At 61.0% G+C, this 17,795-nt stretch carries 11 protein-coding genes and 5 tRNA genes; 3 read left to right on the forward strand and 13 right to left on the reverse strand.

The genetic code is table 11. The features are described from left to right. Positions 1-7 precede the first annotated feature (7 nt). Complete coding sequence (locus C4Q26_RS02825) at positions 8-286, reverse strand: hypothetical protein (protein WP_023379639.1); 279 nt, start codon at positions 284-286, stop codon at positions 8-10. 166 nt (positions 287-452) lie between these two features. On the opposite strand from C4Q26_RS02825, the gene C4Q26_RS02830 reads away from it, so the two are divergent. Further along, positions 453-1,493, forward strand: coding sequence for a patatin-like phospholipase family protein (locus tag C4Q26_RS02830; protein ID WP_023379638.1), 1,041 nt, complete (start codon positions 453-455; stop codon positions 1,491-1,493). Between the two features lie 109 nt (positions 1,494-1,602). On the opposite strand, the gene C4Q26_RS02835 is transcribed toward C4Q26_RS02830, so the two are convergent. The 12 genes from C4Q26_RS02835 to C4Q26_RS02890 all read right to left on the reverse strand — a co-directional run bounded on the left by C4Q26_RS02835 (position 1,603) and on the right by C4Q26_RS02890 (position 11,617). After that, the gene (locus C4Q26_RS02835) at positions 1,603-3,474 is read right to left on the reverse strand and encodes a SurA N-terminal domain-containing protein (protein WP_027906794.1); all 1,872 of its coding nucleotides are present in this window, start codon (positions 3,472-3,474) and stop codon (positions 1,603-1,605) included. Between the two features lie 184 nt (positions 3,475-3,658). Next, on the reverse strand, positions 3,659-3,931 hold the full coding sequence (gene hupB, locus C4Q26_RS02840) for a nucleoid-associated protein HU-beta (protein WP_011533117.1): 273 nt from the start codon (positions 3,929-3,931) through the stop codon (positions 3,659-3,661). Between the two features lie 151 nt (positions 3,932-4,082). After that, the gene (gene lon / locus C4Q26_RS02845) at positions 4,083-6,479 is read right to left on the reverse strand and encodes an endopeptidase La (RefSeq protein WP_023379636.1); all 2,397 of its coding nucleotides are present in this window, start codon (positions 6,477-6,479) and stop codon (positions 4,083-4,085) included. Positions 6,480-6,631: 152 nt separating this feature from the next. Continuing rightward, a complete protein-coding gene (gene clpX, locus C4Q26_RS02850; protein WP_023379635.1) occupies positions 6,632-7,915 on the reverse strand; it encodes an ATP-dependent Clp protease ATP-binding subunit ClpX in 1,284 nt (427 codons plus the stop codon). Positions 7,916-8,023: 108 nt separating this feature from the next. After that, positions 8,024-8,665 carry an ATP-dependent Clp endopeptidase proteolytic subunit ClpP gene (gene clpP, locus C4Q26_RS02855; RefSeq protein ID WP_003259400.1) on the reverse strand — a complete coding sequence of 214 codons (642 nt, stop codon included), beginning with the start codon at positions 8,663-8,665 and terminating at the stop codon, positions 8,024-8,026. 91 nt (positions 8,666-8,756) lie between these two features. Beyond that, positions 8,757-10,067, reverse strand: coding sequence for a trigger factor (gene tig, locus C4Q26_RS02860; protein ID WP_027906793.1), 1,311 nt, complete (start codon positions 10,065-10,067; stop codon positions 8,757-8,759). A gap of 247 nt (positions 10,068-10,314) precedes the next feature. Next, the gene (locus C4Q26_RS02865; protein WP_027906792.1) at positions 10,315-10,614 is read right to left on the reverse strand and encodes a DUF6388 family protein; all 300 of its coding nucleotides are present in this window, start codon (positions 10,612-10,614) and stop codon (positions 10,315-10,317) included. Between the two features lie 395 nt (positions 10,615-11,009). After that, a tRNA-Leu gene (locus C4Q26_RS02870) sits at positions 11,010-11,094 on the reverse strand. A gap of 57 nt (positions 11,095-11,151) precedes the next feature. Continuing rightward, a tRNA-His gene (locus C4Q26_RS02875) sits at positions 11,152-11,227 on the reverse strand. Positions 11,228-11,282: 55 nt separating this feature from the next. Further along, positions 11,283-11,367, reverse strand: a tRNA-Leu gene (locus C4Q26_RS02880). Between the two features lie 55 nt (positions 11,368-11,422). Beyond that, a tRNA-His gene (locus C4Q26_RS02885) sits at positions 11,423-11,498 on the reverse strand. Positions 11,499-11,540: 42 nt separating this feature from the next. Further along, positions 11,541-11,617, reverse strand: a tRNA-Arg gene (locus tag C4Q26_RS02890). A 256-nt stretch (positions 11,618-11,873) separates the two neighbouring features. Between C4Q26_RS02890 and folD the strand changes: the two genes are divergently transcribed. Both folD and C4Q26_RS02900 read left to right on the forward strand, forming a co-directional pair. Next, positions 11,874-12,728 carry a bifunctional methylenetetrahydrofolate dehydrogenase/methenyltetrahydrofolate cyclohydrolase FolD gene (gene folD / locus C4Q26_RS02895; RefSeq protein ID WP_023379632.1) on the forward strand — a complete coding sequence of 285 codons (855 nt, stop codon included), beginning with the start codon at positions 11,874-11,876 and terminating at the stop codon, positions 12,726-12,728. 157 nt (positions 12,729-12,885) lie between these two features. Further along, entirely contained in the window at positions 12,886-17,718 is a 4,833-nt protein-coding gene (locus C4Q26_RS02900) for a dermonecrotic toxin domain-containing protein (RefSeq protein ID WP_104882694.1), read from the forward strand. Positions 17,719-17,795: the final 77 nt, after the last annotated feature.

Genomic DNA, 17,795 nt, shown 5'->3' on the forward strand with positions numbered 1-17,795 from the left:
TCCCCGGTCAGCGCCCGGCGCGGGACTCACGGATATAGAAGCGTGCCTTCTCGGCTTTGCGGGTACACCCTTCGAAGCCTTCGAACTGTTGCTGGGTCTTGGCCCCGGTCAACAGCGACAGCGCCTTGGAGTAACTGACGGTACCGGCAAAGCCTTCGGCCTTGGCCAGGTCGAGCTCCTTCCAGGCGGCATCCAACTGGGTCGCACAGCTGTCACGGTAGGCCGTCTTGCCCGCACAGCCAGCAAGGGCCAGGGCAATCAGAGGAAGGCAGATCCAGGCTTTCATCAGTGTTACCTCAAAAGAAAATAAGTGTGGCTGTTCGACGCACGGTCCGCTGAAAAGTGCCCTGCTCGATATGCCTTGCTTAGAGTAGTCCAGCGCGGTCTACATTGAAGCACAGGCATCAAAGCGTGCATTGTTGGACAATGGTTGCACAAGCCGGGGAACGATCATGAACAAACGTGTAGCGCTGGTGTTGGGATCGGGTGGGGCTCGGGGCTACGCCCACATTGGCGTGATCGAGGAAATCGAACGGCGCGGTTATGATATCGCCTGCATTGCCGGTTGCTCCATGGGCGCGGTGATTGGTGGCATCTACGCCGCCGGCAAGCTCGACGACTACCGCAACTGGATCGAAAGCCTCGATTACCTGGATGTGCTGCGCCTGGTGGATGTCAGCTTCCGCCTTGGCGCCATTCGCGGCGACAAGGTGTTTGGCCAGATTCGCAAGATCGTCGGCGAAATCAACATCGAACAGTTGCGCATACCCTACACGGCGGTGGCCACCGACCTCACCAACCAGCAGGAAATCTGGTTCCAGGAGGGCTGCCTGCACCAGGCCATGCGTGCTTCGGCGGCCATTCCGAGCCTGTTCACGCCCGTGATGCAGGGCAATCGCATGCTGGTCGACGGCGGCATCCTCAACCCGCTGCCAATCGTGCCGGTGGTATCCAGCCACTGCGATCTGATCATCGCGGTCAATCTCAACGCCACCAACCAGAAACAGTATCAGTTGCCTGTCATCGAGCGCCCGGCAGCCTTCAAGATGCGCTTCGACGCGCTGCTGACCTCGCTGGGGTCGCGCTTGCCGTTCCGGCGCAAGCCCGCAGAAGAGTTGATACGTATCGAACAGGAGATCGTCGCCGAGGGGCTCGCGCCCCCCAACCCCTGGCTCGCCGACGTCGCCGACCCCGAAGCTCAGCAGCCTGCGGCAGCTCCGGAGCGCGAAGGTGCCCCCAAGTCAGCCACCGGCTCGTTCATCATCGACAACGTCGGTCCGGCGTCACTGCTAGACCTGATCAACCAGAGCTTCGAAGTGATGCAAACCTCGCTGGCGCAGTACAAGATCGCAGGGTACCCGCCGGATGTGCTGATCAACGTGCCCAAACGTGTATGCCGGTTCTTTGAGTTCTACAAGGCGCCTGAGCTGATCGCACTGGGGCGTGAGATTGCCCGGGATACCCTCGATAACTACGAGGGTGAGAAGCGTTAGACCTCCGCCCCCTTACCCCGCGGTAGCGGCTTGCCGGTGATGAGGCCAACCCAAGCCGCAGAAACGAAACAGGCCGCATGAGCGGCCTGTTTCGGTTTGCAGCAACCACTCAGTAACGAGTGATGTCCGCTTTGGCTTCCAGCTGCTTGCGGTAGGCCGCGAAGTCCTGCTGACCGGCCCGCGAAGCGAGGTAGCTGCGGATCTGCAGCTTCTCCTCGTCGCTAGCGGCGGCGCCTTCGTTCACGCCCTTGAGTTGCAGCACTACCAGGCTGCCGTCATTGAGCACCACACTGCCGAACACCGGTTTGTCCTTGGCTTGCGGCTTGGCCAGACGGAACAGCGCCTGCAACTCGGCCGGGTCGATACCGTCCTGGCCACGGGTAACGGCTTCGTGTGCAGTCCACCCCTGCCCTTCGTATGCAGCACCCGCGGCGATGGAACCATCGCGCAGACCTGCAATCAGCTTGTCGGCTTTGGCCTTGAGCTCGGCGGTAGCCTTCTCTTTGGCCAGGTGCTCCCTGATGTTCTTGGCCACGGCCTCCAGCGGCAGTTGCTCAGGCTTGCGGTGCTCCTTGACGCGCAGCACCACGGTGGTCTCCGGGTCGAGCTCGATGGCGGTGCTGTTGGCAGCCTCCTCAAGCACTTCTTCGGAGAATGCCGCCTGGATCACCGCACGGTTGGCAGTGATACCTTCGCCGCCTTCACGACCGAACGGTGCCGAAGTCTGCACCTTCAGGTTCAGGTCCTGGGCCGGCTGAACCAGGTCGGACGCCTCGTAAGCGGCATCCTGCAACTGCTTGGCGGCATCGACGTAACGCTGCTCGACCAGCGGCAGCTTCAGGTCGCGAGTCAACTTGTCCTTGAGGCTGGCAAAGCTCGGTACTTCCGGCGCCTGCACGCCCAGCAGCTTGATCAGGTGGTAGCCGAACTCGGTGCGCACCGGAGCCGATACCTGACCGTCCTTGAGCTTGTACAGCGCATCCTCGAAGGCGGGGTCATAGACGCCCGGGCCAGCGAAACCGAGATCACCACCGCTGTTGGCCGAGCCAGGGTCCTGGGAGAACTCCTTGGCCAGGGCGGCGAAATCCTCACCCTTGGCCAGACGCTGCTCGACTTCCTCGATGCGGGCCTTGGCCTGGGCATCGCTGACCTTGTCGTTGACTTCGATCAGGATGTGAGCGGCATGGCGCTGTTCGGCCAGGTTGGCGATTTCTTTCTCGTACTGGGCCTTGAGCTCGTCATCGGTCACTTTGACCTGGTCGAAGAACACCGACTTCTTCAACTCGATGTAGTCGATGACCACCTGGTCCGGCGACATGAACTCCTTGGCATGCTCGTCATAATGCGCCTTGACCTCTTCGTCGCTGACCTTGACCACAGCCGGGTTGGCCTTGAAGGTCAGGGAAGCGAAGTCACGGGTCTGGTTTTCCAGGCGAGCGAATGCCTCCACCTGCTTGTCAGTGACGAAGCTGCTGCCGGCAAGGCCGGTACGCAGTTGGCCGATGAGCATTTCTTCGGCGAGCATGTCGCGGAACTGCATGCGGCCATAGCCCATCTGGCGGATGACCTGGTCGAAACGGTCGGCATTGAACTTGCCGTCGACCTGGAATTCCGGTCTTTGCAGGATCACTTGATCCAGCGCTGCCTCGGATAAGGCAAACTTGGCGTCCTCGGCTCCCTGCAGCAGCAGTTTGCGTTCGATGAGCCCGTTGAGCGCGGCGTCGCGCAGCATCTTGTCATCCAGCAGCGCAGGGTCGAAATCCTTGCCCAGCTGTTGCATCAGCTGACGACGCTGCATGTCCGCGGCCTGGCTCAGCTCGTTCTGGCTGATGGTCTGGCCGTTCACCTTGGCGGCGTCCTGCGAATGAGTGGCGGCCTGAAAAATGGCCTCGAACCCGGTCAACGCCATCAGCACGACGATGAGGCCGATGATGGTCTTGGCAATCCAACCTTGTGAATTGTCCCTGATATTTTGCAGCATGCGTCCCCCAGAAACGGTTGTACCACTGCGTCGACAACCGCGGAGCGTGGGTAGAGTCCTGATATGAAGAAAGGCGCATCCGGTGGATGCGCCTTCTCAAAGCGGGCGTGCTCGGCGGGAACGTTTGCGCCCCACCGCCACGCGGTCGGACCTGGCCAAGCCAGGACCGGCTGAAAGAGACGACTTAGTTGACGGCGTCTTTCAGGCCTTTACCAGCCTTGAAGCCTGGAACCTTGGCGGCAGCGATCTTGATAGCCTTGCCGGTCTGTGGGTTGCGGCCGGTGCGCTCGGCGCGCTCCTTGACCGAGAAGGTACCGAAGCCAACCAGTACCACATCGTCACCTTGCTTCAGGGCGCCGGTGACGGATTCGATGACTGCGTCCAGCGCACGGCCGGCTACAGCTTTCGGGATGTCAGCAGATGCGGCGATAGCGTCAATCAGTTCCGACTTGTTCACTCTAAGTCCCCTTATTCTCTATTGAGTTTGTTTCTAAGTATGTAATGAAAAGCTTATGAAACGTGCGCTGGGCGGCTTGTTGACAATAGCGTGCCGCTTTATAGCAAGGCCCCGAAAAAACTGTCAAGGAAAGCCCCCCAGCTAAAAACTACTAGTGCGTGCTGATTCTTTCCTTAGCATCGCCGTCGCGCTTTTCATCTTTCGCGACTATCTCCGGAGCCACATCTGGCAAGGGCTCCGGGGCGTATTGCAGCGCAATTTGCAGGACTTCGTCAATCCATTTGACGGGTTTGATCTGAAGATCCTGTTTGATATTTTCCGGAATCTCCTTCAGATCGCGAACATTCTCCTCCGGAATGATCACCGTCTTGATCCCGCCACGGTGTGCCGCCAGCAGTTTTTCCTTCAAGCCGCCGATAGCCAGAACCTGGCCACGCAGGGTGATCTCACCGGTCATGGCAACATCGGCGCGCACCGGAATCTGGGTCAGTGCCGACACCAGCGCAGTGCACATGCCGATACCCGCGCTCGGCCCGTCTTTGGGCGTTGCCCCCTCTGGCATGTGGATGTGCACGTCGTGCTTCTCGTGGAAATCGGCGGCAATGCCCAGGCTTCGGGCACGGCTGCGAACCACGGTCTGCGCGGCCGTGATCGACTCGACCATGACATCGCCCAGCGAGCCGGTCTTGATCAACTGGCCCTTGCCCGGAATCACCACGGCCTCGATGGTCAGCAATTCGCCGCCCACTTGGGTCCAGGCAAGGCCGGTAACCTGGCCGATCTGGTCTTGCTGCTCGGCCAGGCCATAGCGGAACTTGCGCACGCCAAGCAGGTGCTCGAGCTGCTCGCTGGTAACCTTGACCTTGACCTGCTTCTGCCCGGTATGTTCCTTGACCACCTTGCGGCATACCTTGGCGATCTGCCGCTCAAGGCCACGCACACCGGCTTCGCGGGTGTAGTAGCGAATGATGTCGCGGATGGCCGAGACGTCGATCTCGAGCTCTTCCTTCTTCAAACCGTTGGCCTTGACCTGCTTCGGGGTCAGGTACTTGACCGCGATGTTGATCTTCTCGTCCTCGGTGTAGCCCGGCAGACGGATGACTTCCATGCGGTCGAGCAGCGCCGGCGGGATGTTCATCGAGTTCGAGGTGCAGAGGAACATCACGTCCGAGAGGTCGTAATCGACCTCCAGGTAGTGGTCGTTGAAGTTGTGGTTCTGCTCCGGATCCAGCACTTCCAGCAGCGCCGAAGCCGGGTCGCCACGCATGTCGCTGCCCATCTTGTCGATTTCGTCGAGCAGGAACAGCGGGTTGCGCACACCCACCTTGGTCATTTTCTGGATCAGACGACCCGGCATCGAACCGATGTAGGTACGACGGTGACCCCGGATCTCGGCTTCGTCACGCACGCCACCGAGGGCCATGCGCACGAACTTGCGGTTGGTGGCGGCAGCGATCGACTCGGCCAGCGAGGTCTTGCCGACGCCAGGCGGACCGACCAGGCACAGCACCGGGCCGCGAATTTTCTTTACGCGCTTCTGTACGGCGAGGTACTCGAGAATGCGCTCCTTGACCTCTTCCAGGCCATAGTGGTCGGCATCGAGAATTTCCTCGGCCTTGGCCAGGTCCAGGCGCACTTTGCTCTGGGCCTTCCACGGCACCTGCACCAGCCAGTCGAGGTAGGAGCGGACCACCGTGGCCTCGGCCGACATCGGCGACATCTGCTTGAGCTTGTTCAACTCGGCCTGGGCCTTGGCCAGTGCGTCCTTGGGCAGGCCGGCGGCTTCGATGCGCTTCTTCAGCTCTTCGACTTCATTGTGGCCTTCGTCGCCGTCACCGAGCTCCTTCTGAATGGCCTTCATCTGCTCATTCAGGTAGTACTCGCGCTGGCTGCGCTCCATTTGCTTTTTGACCCGACCGCGGATGCGTTTTTCCACCTGCAGCAGGTCGATTTCCGCATCCAGCAGCGCCAACACATGCTCGACACGGGCCGGCAGGTCGACGATCTCAAGGATTTCCTGCTTCTGCTCGATCTTCAGCGCCATGTGGGCAGCCATGGTATCGACCAGGCGGCCCGGCTCTTCGATGCTGTTGAGCGACGACAGCACCTCGGCGGGGACTTTCTTACCCAGTTGGACGTACTGCTCGAACTGCGACAGCAGGGTACGCACGAAGACTTCCGACTCGCGCTCGGCGGCGTCGACTTCGTCGATCAGGGACACTTCGGCACGGATGTGCCCTTCAACTTCGGTGAAACGCTCGACCGCGCCGCGCTGTTCGCCCTCGACCAACACCTTCACGGTGCCATCAGGCAATTTCAGCAGTTGCAGCACGGTGGCAACGGTACCGACACGATACAGGGCGTCTTCGCCCGGATCGTCATCGGCTGGGTTCTTCTGGGCAAGCAGGAGAATCTGCTTTTCGCCCGTCATCGCGGCCTCGAGGGCTTCGATAGACTTTTCGCGCCCCACGAACAGCGGGATAACCATGTGCGGGTAAACAACGACATCGCGCAATGGCAAAAGAGGCAAGTCGAGGGTGGTCTTCATGATTTCGCCTCTACAGCGGCCTTATGGCCGGAAACCGGTGGAAATTATGCTTGGACCTAATGTGGGGGCAGGCTTGGCAAATTACAAGCGCTGGAGAAGGAAAAGCAGAAAGGGGCCCGTAGGCCCCTTCTTGCTTGTTGCCATCGCCCGACTCAGAGGTCAGGTGCGGCCTTGGCTTGCGGCTCACTGTTTTCGTAGATCAGCAGCGGCTGCGAAGTGCCTTCGATGACGCTCTCGTCGATCACCACCTTGCTGACATCCTTCTGCGAAGGAATCTCGTACATGGTGTCGAGCAGCACGCCTTCGAGGATCGAACGCAGGCCACGGGCGCCAGTCTTGCGCTCCAGGGCCTTGCGGGCGACGGCCTTGAGGGCGTCGCTGCGGAACTCGAGGTCCACGCTTTCCATCTCGAACAGCTTGGCATATTGCTTGGTGAGGGCGTTCTTCGGCTCGGTGAGGATCTGCATCAGTGCAGCCTCGTCCAACTCGTCGAGCGTCGCCAGCACTGGCAGACGGCCAACGAACTCGGGGATCAGGCCAAACTTCACCAGATCGTCCGGCTCGACCTCACGCAGCGACTCACCGACCTTCTTGCCTTCTTCCTTGCTGCGCACTTCCGCGCCGAAACCGATGCCACCTTTGGTGGAGCGGTTCTGGATGACCTTTTCCAGGCCCGAGAAGGCGCCACCACAAATGAACAGGATGTTGCGGGTATCAACCTGCAGGAATTCCTGTTGCGGGTGCTTGCGGCCCCCTTGCGGCGGTACGGAGGCGACGGTGCCTTCGATCAGTTTCAACAGCGCTTGCTGCACGCCCTCACCCGATACATCGCGGGTAATCGACGGGTTGTCCGACTTACGTGAAATCTTGTCGATTTCGTCGATGTAGACAATACCCATCTGGGCCTTCTCCACGTCGTAGTCGCACTTTTGCAACAGCTTCTGAATGATGTTCTCGACGTCCTCGCCCACATAACCGGCTTCGGTCAGGGTCGTGGCGTCAGCGATGGTGAACGGTACGTTCAACAGACGTGCCAAGGTTTCGGCGAGCAGGGTCTTGCCCGAGCCGGTTGGCCCGATGAGCAGGATGTTGCTCTTGCCGAGTTCGACCTCGTCACCCTTCTTGTCACGTTGGTTCAGGCGCTTGTAGTGGTTGTACACCGCTACGGACAGCACCTTCTTGGCGCGCTCCTGACCAATTACGTACTGGTCCAGGATGCCGCTGATTTCTTTCGGCGAAGGCAATTTGTGCGCGCTGCTTTCGGCCTGGGCTTCCTGCACCTCCTCACGGATGATGTCGTTGCACAGGTCGACGCACTCGTCGCAGATAAATACCGAGGGCCCGGCAATCAATTTGCGCACTTCGTGCTGGCTTTTGCCGCAGAAGGAGCAATAGAGCAATTTGCCGCTGTCCTCGCCGTTACGGGTGTCAGTCATTCGATCGATCCAATCCGGTAGGCTTGCAACACAAGATGAAGGCAATTGCGGGCTTTTTCAAGTCCGCAGGTAGGCGCTTTCGGCACCTACCTGCTCTGGCACCTGGGTTCAGGAGGCCAGTTGCCGCTTGTCGTATACCGAGTCGATCAGGCCGTACTCGGCCGCGCGCGAGGCGCTCATGAAGTTGTCACGCTCGGTGTCGCGCTTGATGGTCTCCAGGTCCTGGCCAGTGTGGTAGGCCAGCAGCTCGTTCAGGCGCGCCTTGATGTTGAGGATTTCCTGGGCGTGGATCTCGATATCGGTGGCCTGACCCTGGAAGCCGCCCAGCGGCTGGTGGATCATCACACGCGAGTTCGGCAGGCAGTGACGCTTGCCCTTGGCACCGGCCGCCAGAAGGAAGGCGCCCATGCTGCAGGCCTGGCCGATGCAAATGGTCGAGACGTCCGGCTTGATGAACTGCATGGTGTCGTAGATCGACATGCCAGCAGTCACGGAGCCGCCCGGCGAGTTGATGTACAGATGGATATCCTTGTCCGGGTTTTCCGCTTCAAGGAACAGCAGTTGCGCCACCACCAGGTTCGCCATGTAGTCCTCTACAGGGCCAACCAGGAAGATCACTCGCTCCTTCAACAGGCGCGAGTAAATGTCATAGGCACGTTCGCCACGGGCGGACTGCTCGATAACCATCGGGACCAGACCGCCTGCGGCCTGGATGTCAGAGCTCTGCTGAATATAAGAATTGCGGGACATGTCCTGCGCTCACTCCCAAATAGTCATGGCTTGAATACGCACAAGCCAGCGCGAAGGCTGGCTTGTGGGGGTTTCCTACGAGAGAAACGTATTACTCAGCGGCTGGAGCCTGTGCTGGTTTTACCGCTTCTTCGTACGAGACCGATTTGTCGGTCACAGTCGCTTTCTGCAGAACAGTATCTACAACTTGTTCTTCCAGCACAACCGAACGGACTTCGTTCAGTTGCTGGTCGTTTTTGTAGTACCAGGCGATGACCTGCTCAGGCTCTTGGTAAGCCGAAGCCATTTCTTCGATCATCTCGCGAACCTTGACGTCGTCCGGCTTCAGCTCGAACTGCTTGACCACTTCGGCGACGATCAGGCCCAGCACAACGCGGCGCTTGGCTTGCTCTTCGAACAGCTCGGCTGGCAGCTGCTCAGGCTTGATGTTGCCACCGAACTGCTGAACAGCCTGGACGCGCAGGCGGTTGACTTCGTTTTCCAGAAGGGCTTTCGGCACTTCGATCGGGTTGGCGGCCAGCAGACCGTCCATGACCTGGTTCTTGACCTTGCTCTTGATCGCCTGACGCAGCTCACGCTCCATGTTCTTGCGAACTTCGGCGCGGAAGCCTTCCAGGGTCGATTCCTTGATACCGAACTGGGCGAAGAACTCTTCGTTCAGCTCTGGCAGCTGAGGCGCGGCAACGGCGTTGACGGTAATGGTGAACTCGGCGGCTTTGCCAGCCAGGTCCAGGTTCTGGTAGTCCTCTGGGAAGGTCACGTTGACAACGCGCTCTTCGCCAGCCTTGGCGCCTACCAGGCCATCTTCGAAGCCTGGGATCATGCGGCCGGAGCCCAGCACCAGCTGAGTGCCCTTGGCCGAACCACCGGCGAAGGCTTCACCGTCGATCTTGCCGACGAAGTCGATGTTGACCTGATCGTCTTTCTCGGCGGCGCGCTCGACGGCTTCGAAGCGCACGTTCTGCTTGCGCAGCACTTCCAGCATGTTGTCCAGGTCAGCGTCAGCCACTTCGGCGCTCAGGCGCTCGACCTTGATCGACTCCAGGCCCGCAACGGTGAACTCTGGGAAGACTTCGAAGACAGCGACGAATTCCAGGTCCTTGCCCTTCTCGAAGGACTTCGGCTCAACGGACGGAGCACCAGCCGGGTTCAGCTTCTGCTCGACAACCGCCTCGTAGAAGGAAGCCTGGACCAGGTCACCGAAGACTTCCTGACGGGCATCGCCCTCGAAGCGCTGGCGGATCACGCTCATTGGCACCTTGCCCGGACGGAAGCCCGCGACCTTGGCGCGCTTGGCAGTCTGCTGCAGACGCTTGTTGACTTCGTTCTCGACGCGCTCGGCCGGAACGGCGATGGTCATGCGGCGCTCGAGAGCGGAAGTGTTTTCAACAGAAACTTGCATGGATATTCCTCGTTGCACAGACGTTAGCCGGCGATAGCCCGACTCCAGAATCAAGGGCAAACATTCTAGTGAGTCGCGCACCAGAAGTCACCCCACCCGGGACGACGGAAAACCACGCCGGTCGATTAACTTGCAAGGCCCGCACGGCGCACCGCCGGGCCCTTCTATATAAGGAGGCTGCGCGACGCCTTGGGCGGCACACAACCGAAATACCTTGTCAAACAACTGCCAGGGCAAGCGACACTGTTTACTCAGGGTCGATCTCGTTGAACTGGCAGTACTCTTCCCACTCCATCCCCAGCGCCTCGGCCACTTCGCGATGGGTCTCCAGGCGCATCGCCTGCAGTTGCTCAGGGCTTTCGGCGATCAACTGCAGCGCCAGCTCCCAGGGCTCGATACCCTGCTCCTCGGCGGCATCCTCGAAGGCCCATTCGATCTGCTGGGCTTGCTCACGGGCATCGAGCTCGCAAATCTCTTCGAGCAGCTGCGGATTGGCTTCGGCGAAGCGCTGCAGCGCCAGGGCCTGACGGGCTTCTTTTGCAATCATTGGGTTGCTCCTCTGCCGGCCAGATGGTCCGGTGTTTCAACCGGCTGAAATCTAACAGCTTTTATTGGGGCGCCACCAGAGGATTGCAAGGGGGGAGGGAATCCAGCAATTCGCACGGCGCATCGCGAGCAAGGCTCGCTCCTACGTTCGTTTCGGGCCAATCATTCCTGCGAGATTTGCGCTCAAACGCTTCGGCACTCGACGCGATATCGCGTCGTCAAACAAGGCGGTCGCGCGCGTCTGTCACTGGCGGTACCGGCCCGAAACAGACGCAGGAGCGAGCCTTGCTCGCGATGCGCCGCGTGGGCGGCGCTCGATACCCGCACCAGCCAACAACTCAAGACACGCCCCAAAAGGCACAAAAGCCGCAATAAGCGGCTTTTCAATGCAAAAGATGGTGCGGACGAAGAGACTCGAACTCTTACAGCTTGCGCCGCTGGAACCTAAATCCAGTGTGTCTACCAATTTCACCACGTCCGCATACAGCAGATAACATAAAGGCGCCCGACCATTCGATCAAGGCGCCCTTAAAGAATATGGGGTGGACGATGGGAATCGAACCCACGACAACTGGAATCACAATCCAGCGCTCTACCAACTGAGCTACGCCCACCATATTGCGGTCTTGCGGTACTACATTACAACCGTGTTACAACCTTACAGAAGCATGGTGCGGACGAAGAGACTCGAACTCTTACAGCTTGCGCCGCTGGAACCTAAATCCAGTGTGTCTACCAATTTCACCACGTCCGCGTAGCGCTTAAAACAAAGGCGCCAGATCATGCAATCAAGGCGCCTCTGAAGAATATGGGGTGGACGATGGGAATCGAACCCACGACAACTGGAATCACAATCCAGCGCTCTACCAACTGAGCTACGCCCACCATATCGCTATACAGCCTTACTTGCTCGCCCAAGCAGCCTAATGGCGCACCCGGCAGGACTCGAACCTGCGACCATCCGCTTAGAAGGCGGATGCTCTATCCAGCTGAGCTACGGGCGCATAAGCAGTGTGCCTGACCGAACGAGCCAACAAACCACTCATTCTGCCCGACCTTGCCAACCCGTGCTAGGTCGTACCCGACAAGTGCGGCGAATCTTATAGACGAGCGGGAATACCGTCAACACCTTTTTCTAAAAAATTTAAATTATTTAAGGGGTTAGGGGATTTGCCCGACCACCCGCCTTTGCCCTTTGGCCATGTCGTGCGAGAATGCGCCCTCTTTAATGTTCCTTTCTCGATGGTTAATCACGCGTCTATGACTGCACACCTAATCGACGGCAAGGCGATCGCCGCCAACCTGCGCCAGCAGATCGCTCAACGTGTCGTGGAGCGTCGCCAGCAAGGCCTGCGCACTCCAGGCCTGGCGGTGATCCTGGTCGGCACCGACCCCGCTTCCCAAGTCTATGTCTCGCACAAGCGCAAGGACTGCGAAGAGGTCGGCTTCATTTCGCAGGCCTTCGACTTGCCCAGCGAAACCACGCAGCAAGCCCTGACCGACCTGATCGACCGCCTCAATGACGACCCGGCCGTCGACGGCATCCTGTTGCAACTGCCGCTGCCCGCACACCTTGACGCCTCCTTGCTGCTTGAGCGGATCCGCCCGGACAAGGATGTCGATGGTTTCCACCCCTACAATATCGGCCGCCTGGCCCAGCGTATCCCGCTGCTGCGCCCATGCACGCCCAAAGGCATCATGACCTTGCTGCACAGCACCGGCCAGGACCTTTACGGCATGAACGCGGTGATCGTCGGTGCCTCCAACATCGTCGGCCGCCCCATGGCCATGGAACTGCTGCTGGCCGGTTGCACCGTCACCGTCTGCCACCGCTTCACCAAGGACCTCGCCGGCCACGTTGGCCGTGCCGACCTGGTGGTAGTGGCCGCCGGTAAGCCGGGCCTGGTCAAGGGCGAGTGGATCAAGGAAGGCGCCATCGTCATCGACGTCGGCATCAACCGCCAGGACGACGGCAAGCTGGTCGGCGACGTGGTCTACGAGACCGCCCTGCCCCGCGCAGGCTGGATCACCCCGGTACCAGGCGGTGTCGGGCCGATGACCCGGGCGTGCCTGCTGGAGAACACGCTGTACGCAGCGGAAGAACTGCACAAGTAAGCACACGTGGCGCACGACGTGAAACGGCACCCAGAGGGTGCCGTTTTCGTTGGCGAGCCCTACCGCGCCAAACCCGGCCCCTGGTGCTAACACTGTACGCAAGGCATTCGCCGCATCGCCATTAGCCTCACTGCTCCCCCCCCATCAGGAGCAGCCCATGCAGACCTTGCAACCTCACCACCTGGCGCTGATTCAGCAGCGCCTGCCCGACTGGCTGACCGAGGCCACCAAACAGCAACGCCAGATCCTGCGCAAGCGCGTGCAGCACAGCCACAAGGCCACGAGAAAACTGCACGAGGCCATGACTCCCCTCGAATCGGTGGAAGCCTTCTGTCGCCCCTTGCTCAACGAAGCCCTCGCCCGCTGGTATCCGGACATACCGCTCCCTTCACCCGATACGGCCGTGCTGACCGACCGCACGCCCGCTCATCGACGCATGATGTCCTGGCTGGAAGCCGCCATGCAGAACATGGCCGACGACACGCCCATCCGCCTTTATGCCTCCGAAGACGCCCTCGAGCCCATGGCCGTAGACACCACGCTGTTCGTCAAAGGCGTGCGCAATCTTGACCTTGGCCAACGCTACCTGAACCACCTGCAGCAACACATCGACACGGATGACTTTCGCGCCCTGCTTCGCGGGCAGGACCACGCAGCCTTCGCGGCGGAACTGACCTACGCTCGCCTGCAAGGACGGATCGACAGCCGCGGAGAATCCTTGGGCGAAGCCGCGCTCGCAGGCTCGCACGAAGTGCGCTCACTGACCGGTACAAGACGCCTTCAATGTGGCTACCTGAGCGTTCTCGGCGTCCCCCTGAGCGGGCCTTTGCTGGTGCGACTGGAGCCACGCGACGAGCAAGAGCCCTGCCTGCTCTACTTGCCCGCAGACCCCTCGGGCGCAGTACGCCAGTACCCCTCCCTGCAGGCTGCCGGCACAGCGCTTACCCACCGTTTATGGCAGGAGGACTTCCGACTGTTCTTCAACCGCTTCGTCAGCCACGCGCAACAACCCGCCTTCGCTGCCCGACTGCGGCAAAGACTCTACCCTCGTTACCCCTACGCACTGCTCTACCCAACGCCACCTGTGCTGGAAAAAGGCGAGTCGGTAAGTTGGATCAAACGGCTGTTCCCCTCCCCCCACGACGTATGGCAGGAGACCCTCGACAAGAATGCCCGCCTGACGCTGACCTTCACGCCCTGGACAGGTGACTGTTTCGAACAGCGAGCCAGCAGCCAGGTGCAGGTCGCCTTGACCGATGCCGTGACGCTGGTCGTACCCACGGCGCGTTTCGACGCTGCGATCGGGCAGGCACGCCTGCTGGGCTGGCTGGGCGTGGGCCTGACCGCACTGAATGTGGCGAGCTTGTTCGTGCCGGCGCTGGGCGAGTTGATGCTGGTGGTCGGCGGCGCGCAGATCGTGAACGCGTTTCTCGAAGGCGTGCATGCACTCAACGAGGGAGAAACCGATGCGGCCATCGGCCATCTGTTCGATGTGTTCGACAATCTGGTGCAGATTGCCGTACTGGGCGCCGCTCATGCGGCAATCGGTCTGACTGGCCCGCTGGAGAACTGGACACGCATTCCAGGCCCCTCTGGCCAACGCCTCTGGCATGCAGACCTGCTGCCTTTCAGCCGAGAAGCGCCCTGGCCACCAGGCGCTCCGGCAACCAAAGGCTTGCATCATCATCAGGGCCGTCCCTGGCTCACCCTGGAAGGCAACCACCTTCCGCTCGAAAAAACAGCAGCCCATGGCTGGCGTCTCGCAACCGCCAGAGGCCACCAGTATCAGCCTCGCCTGTTGGGCAACGGCCACAGTCCTTGGCTGCTCGAACACGAGCAGCCTCTGGCTTGGACCACCGCCAGGCTCATGCGCCGAATCGGCAACAGTGGCGTCGCGGTGAGTGACGAAACCCTGCTACGGGCCCTGCGCAGCAGCAGTTTCAGCGATGCAGCCGTGCGCCGCGTGGTGGTCGATCAGGAAGCCGCCCCAGCCCTGCTGCTCGACAACCTGCAGGCACTTGGCGCAACGGATGCCGCAACACCTGGGCCGACAAACACCGGCATGGTCGTCCTCGGACGCGATTTTCCTTCCCTGAGTCTCAGGGCCAAGTCCGAGATCCTTGCCAAAGCCAGCAACCGCGACCTGGACCATCTGCAACGCAGTGGCCGCCTGCCTATCGCCATTGCACAGACAGCTCGCCTGTACCTGCGCGAAGCTCGCATCAACCGGGCCTTGCTGCGTTTTTACCAGGACAGCGGCCCCTGGCAGGATCGCGATGCCCTGGCCTTGGGTTGCCTGGAGCAGTTACCTGGCTGGAGCAACGCGGTACGTATCGAGTTGCGCGAAGGCAGTCTGCACGGCCGGCTTATCAACGCTGCCGGCCCGCGCGGTCGACCGGTCAAGACCCTGGTGCGCCATGAACAAAGCTACCAACCCTATGACGAGCACGCAGAATCATTGTCCGGTCACAGGACCCTTTACCAAGCCCTGCTCGATGCCTTGCCGGACAGCGAGCGGACAGCGCTGAACCTGCAGATACACGACCCCCTGCCATTACGCGATGCATTGTTCGAAAAAGCCGCCGCCGACCGCGACAATGCTGCCCGCCTGCTGGGCATGGCTCCGGTACGCAAGCTCTACCAATTACCCACGCGCCTTCTGGAAACAGGACGCATAGGCTATCCACTCAGCGGCCGCGGCCAAGGCTGGGCGAATGACGACGCGTTGTTCGACATGCTGTTTCCCAGCCGCGAGCCAGGCGATCGCGAATGGTTGCGTTATCGCCTGCGCCAGGCGGCCGGAGACGCACCCGGCGCGTTCACCAGGCTGCTCGAAGGCTTGCGAACAGAGTACCAACGCCTTGGCACTACGCTCGACACCTGGGTCAATGACGCAGAAGGGCTTATGGTGGGCGCCATCGAACAGCGCCGCATCGCTCGCACCGAGGCGGCCTGTCGCATACGCCAGGCATGGCGACGGGAAAGCCCGCAAGTCGATCAGGTCGAATTGGTGCTCGAGGCGCAACACCTGGGCTCTCTGCCAACCTTGCCGGTACGCCTGACGCACGTGAATTGGCTGATCGTGGTCGGTTCACGCGCCGGTGAAGCTGCCAATCTGGATGGATTCCTGCAGGCGTTTCCTGGCGTACGCCATCTGGATCTTTCCAGCAATCTGCTGCGCTGGCTGCCTGAACCCTTGACCCAGATGACTCAGCTGGAGTCCCTGGACCTGTCGGAAAACTTCCTGCTTCTGGACACGCCTCGCAACCTCGACGTTCTGGCGCACCTTCCTCGCCTGCAACGCCTGAACCTCACCGACGCGCTAGAAGACTTGCCCACCCAGGCCCTGGAACGGCTCGGTCAGTTGCAGCACCTGTACTCGTTACAGGCAGACCTCAACAATCTGGTGCTGCAGGCCGAACACTTCGATGCCCTGCAAGGTTGGCCTGCATTGACCGAGCTGAGCCTGGGGTCGAACGAAATCACCCTGACCCCGGAAAGCCGCACCGCGCTGGCACGCCTGAATCACCTGCAGTCGTTGCGCCTGGGCGAGAACCCGCTGCGCCTCGCGCCTGACGTGACCGGGTGGCAGCGACTGCACACCCTCGACCTCGACCGCGTCGAGATCACGCAGTGGCCCGTGGGACTCGTCGGCTTGATGGATCAGCGCCCCCTGGTGCTGCGTTCGCTAGACCTTAGCGGCAACCGCCTGGTTGACGCGCCCGAACTGCGCGACACAGCCTTCGCCGAAGCCATTCGCAGTGGCGAGGAAGGCACCTACTATGACTTCGACGACAACCCCTTCGACGAACAGGCCCAGCTCAGGCTGGTCAATGCCGGGCTCCAAGCCATCCCTGACCTCGACGTCCTGGAAGAAGAACCCTGGGCCCTCGAGCTTCCCGCCGAACTCGACGCGCACCGTCAAGCCCATGCCGAAGACCCCGCCTGGTCCGCGCTGTATCGCCTGGTCGAGCGCATGGTCCAAACACCGGACTATCAGTCAAACCCAACCCTCACCCGCGAGCGAATCGTCCATGTGCTGAGCACCCTGACCGCCGAAGATCTTGTCGATGGGGAAACTGGCTGGGGACGCGCGCAATTGCTCGAACAAGTCACCGCCGAGATCAACGATGCCGCCGAGGCCTGCGTGGATCAGGCCAGCCTGCTGTTCCAGCGAGTGGAAACGCAAGTCGCGGTGTGGCGCTGCGTAGCCACTTCCCACACCGGAGCATCGGACGAGGCTGTCGCTGTCTCCGTGGTCACCAGCCTGGCACGCCAAGCATGTCTCGATGAACGGGTCGGCGCCCTGTACAACGCCCGCCGGGCGCGACGCCAAGCCTTGAGCGCAGCCGAGGACGAGGCCGCGCGCCAGGCCGCTCCAGCGCTGTTGGCCGACGATGACATGAGCGATGAGCGACTGACCGACCCTCAACTCCCTCCCGACGAAATCGAAATAGCCCTGGTCGCACGCATCGCCTTGCGTGAACGTCTGAGCCTACCCGATCAACCGGCGCAGATCGCTTTCGGCTACCTGGCGCAACTGAGCGAGGGCACATTGGAGCACCTTGCCCAGGCGGTACTGGCCGAGGTGGATGGGGCTTTCCTGGCGCGCTGGGCAAGCGAGCAACCCTTTTGGCGCGCCTGGGTGCAACGGCTTTACCCTGAGGCCTTCCAGGCACTGGCCCGGGAGTGGCAGGCGGCTTCGGAGTACTACACCGACTTGACCGAGCCGACCTCGGCAATCGCGCCCTACACCGGACCGGCCGTGCCACCGAGATTCATCGAAGCCCTGGAGCGGGAGACCTCCGCAGTACAGGGCTTGAGGTGGCGGATTGAAGGCATCTTGCAACGTATCGACCTGGTATCAGGACGGTACAGCGGCGAAAGCGAGCTGTACGAACGGGCTGGCCGATTGCTGCTCAGCACCCGTCGCGACGCCCAAGACGCCCTGTATCGACAGCTGGCGATGACAATGTTCAACACGCAGTGAGGTTCCCTGCACAGGCCTTGGGCGAGCTTCGCGCCAGGGCCGCCCACAGCCGATTCGGCTGCCTGGCGCTTGATTTC

This window comes from Pseudomonas sp. SWI44, from assembly GCF_002947915.1.
GTDB lineage: Bacteria > Pseudomonadota > Gammaproteobacteria > Pseudomonadales > Pseudomonadaceae > Aquipseudomonas > Aquipseudomonas taiwanensis.

Excerpts from the sequence above, each read along its gene's own strand:
- C4Q26_RS02825 (WP_023379639.1), bottom strand. The coding sequence starts at position 286 with ATGAAAGCCTGGATCTGCCTTCCTCTGATTGCCCTGGCCCTTGCTGGC.
- C4Q26_RS02830 (WP_023379638.1), top strand. The coding sequence starts at position 453 with ATGAACAAACGTGTAGCGCTGGTGTTGGGATCGGGTGGGGCTCGGGGC.
- C4Q26_RS02835 (WP_027906794.1), bottom strand. The coding sequence starts at position 3,474 with ATGCTGCAAAATATCAGGGACAATTCACAAGGTTGGATTGCCAAGACC.
- lon (WP_023379636.1), bottom strand. The coding sequence starts at position 6,479 with ATGAAGACCACCCTCGACTTGCCTCTTTTGCCATTGCGCGATGTCGTT.
- clpX (WP_023379635.1), bottom strand. The coding sequence starts at position 7,915 with ATGACTGACACCCGTAACGGCGAGGACAGCGGCAAATTGCTCTATTGC.
- clpP (WP_003259400.1), bottom strand. The coding sequence starts at position 8,665 with ATGTCCCGCAATTCTTATATTCAGCAGAGCTCTGACATCCAGGCCGCA.
- tig (WP_027906793.1), bottom strand. The coding sequence starts at position 10,067 with ATGCAAGTTTCTGTTGAAAACACTTCCGCTCTCGAGCGCCGCATGACC.
- C4Q26_RS02865 (WP_027906792.1), bottom strand. The coding sequence starts at position 10,614 with ATGATTGCAAAAGAAGCCCGTCAGGCCCTGGCGCTGCAGCGCTTCGCC.
- folD (WP_023379632.1), top strand. The coding sequence starts at position 11,874 with ATGACTGCACACCTAATCGACGGCAAGGCGATCGCCGCCAACCTGCGC.
- C4Q26_RS02900 (WP_104882694.1), top strand. The coding sequence starts at position 12,886 with ATGCAGACCTTGCAACCTCACCACCTGGCGCTGATTCAGCAGCGCCTG.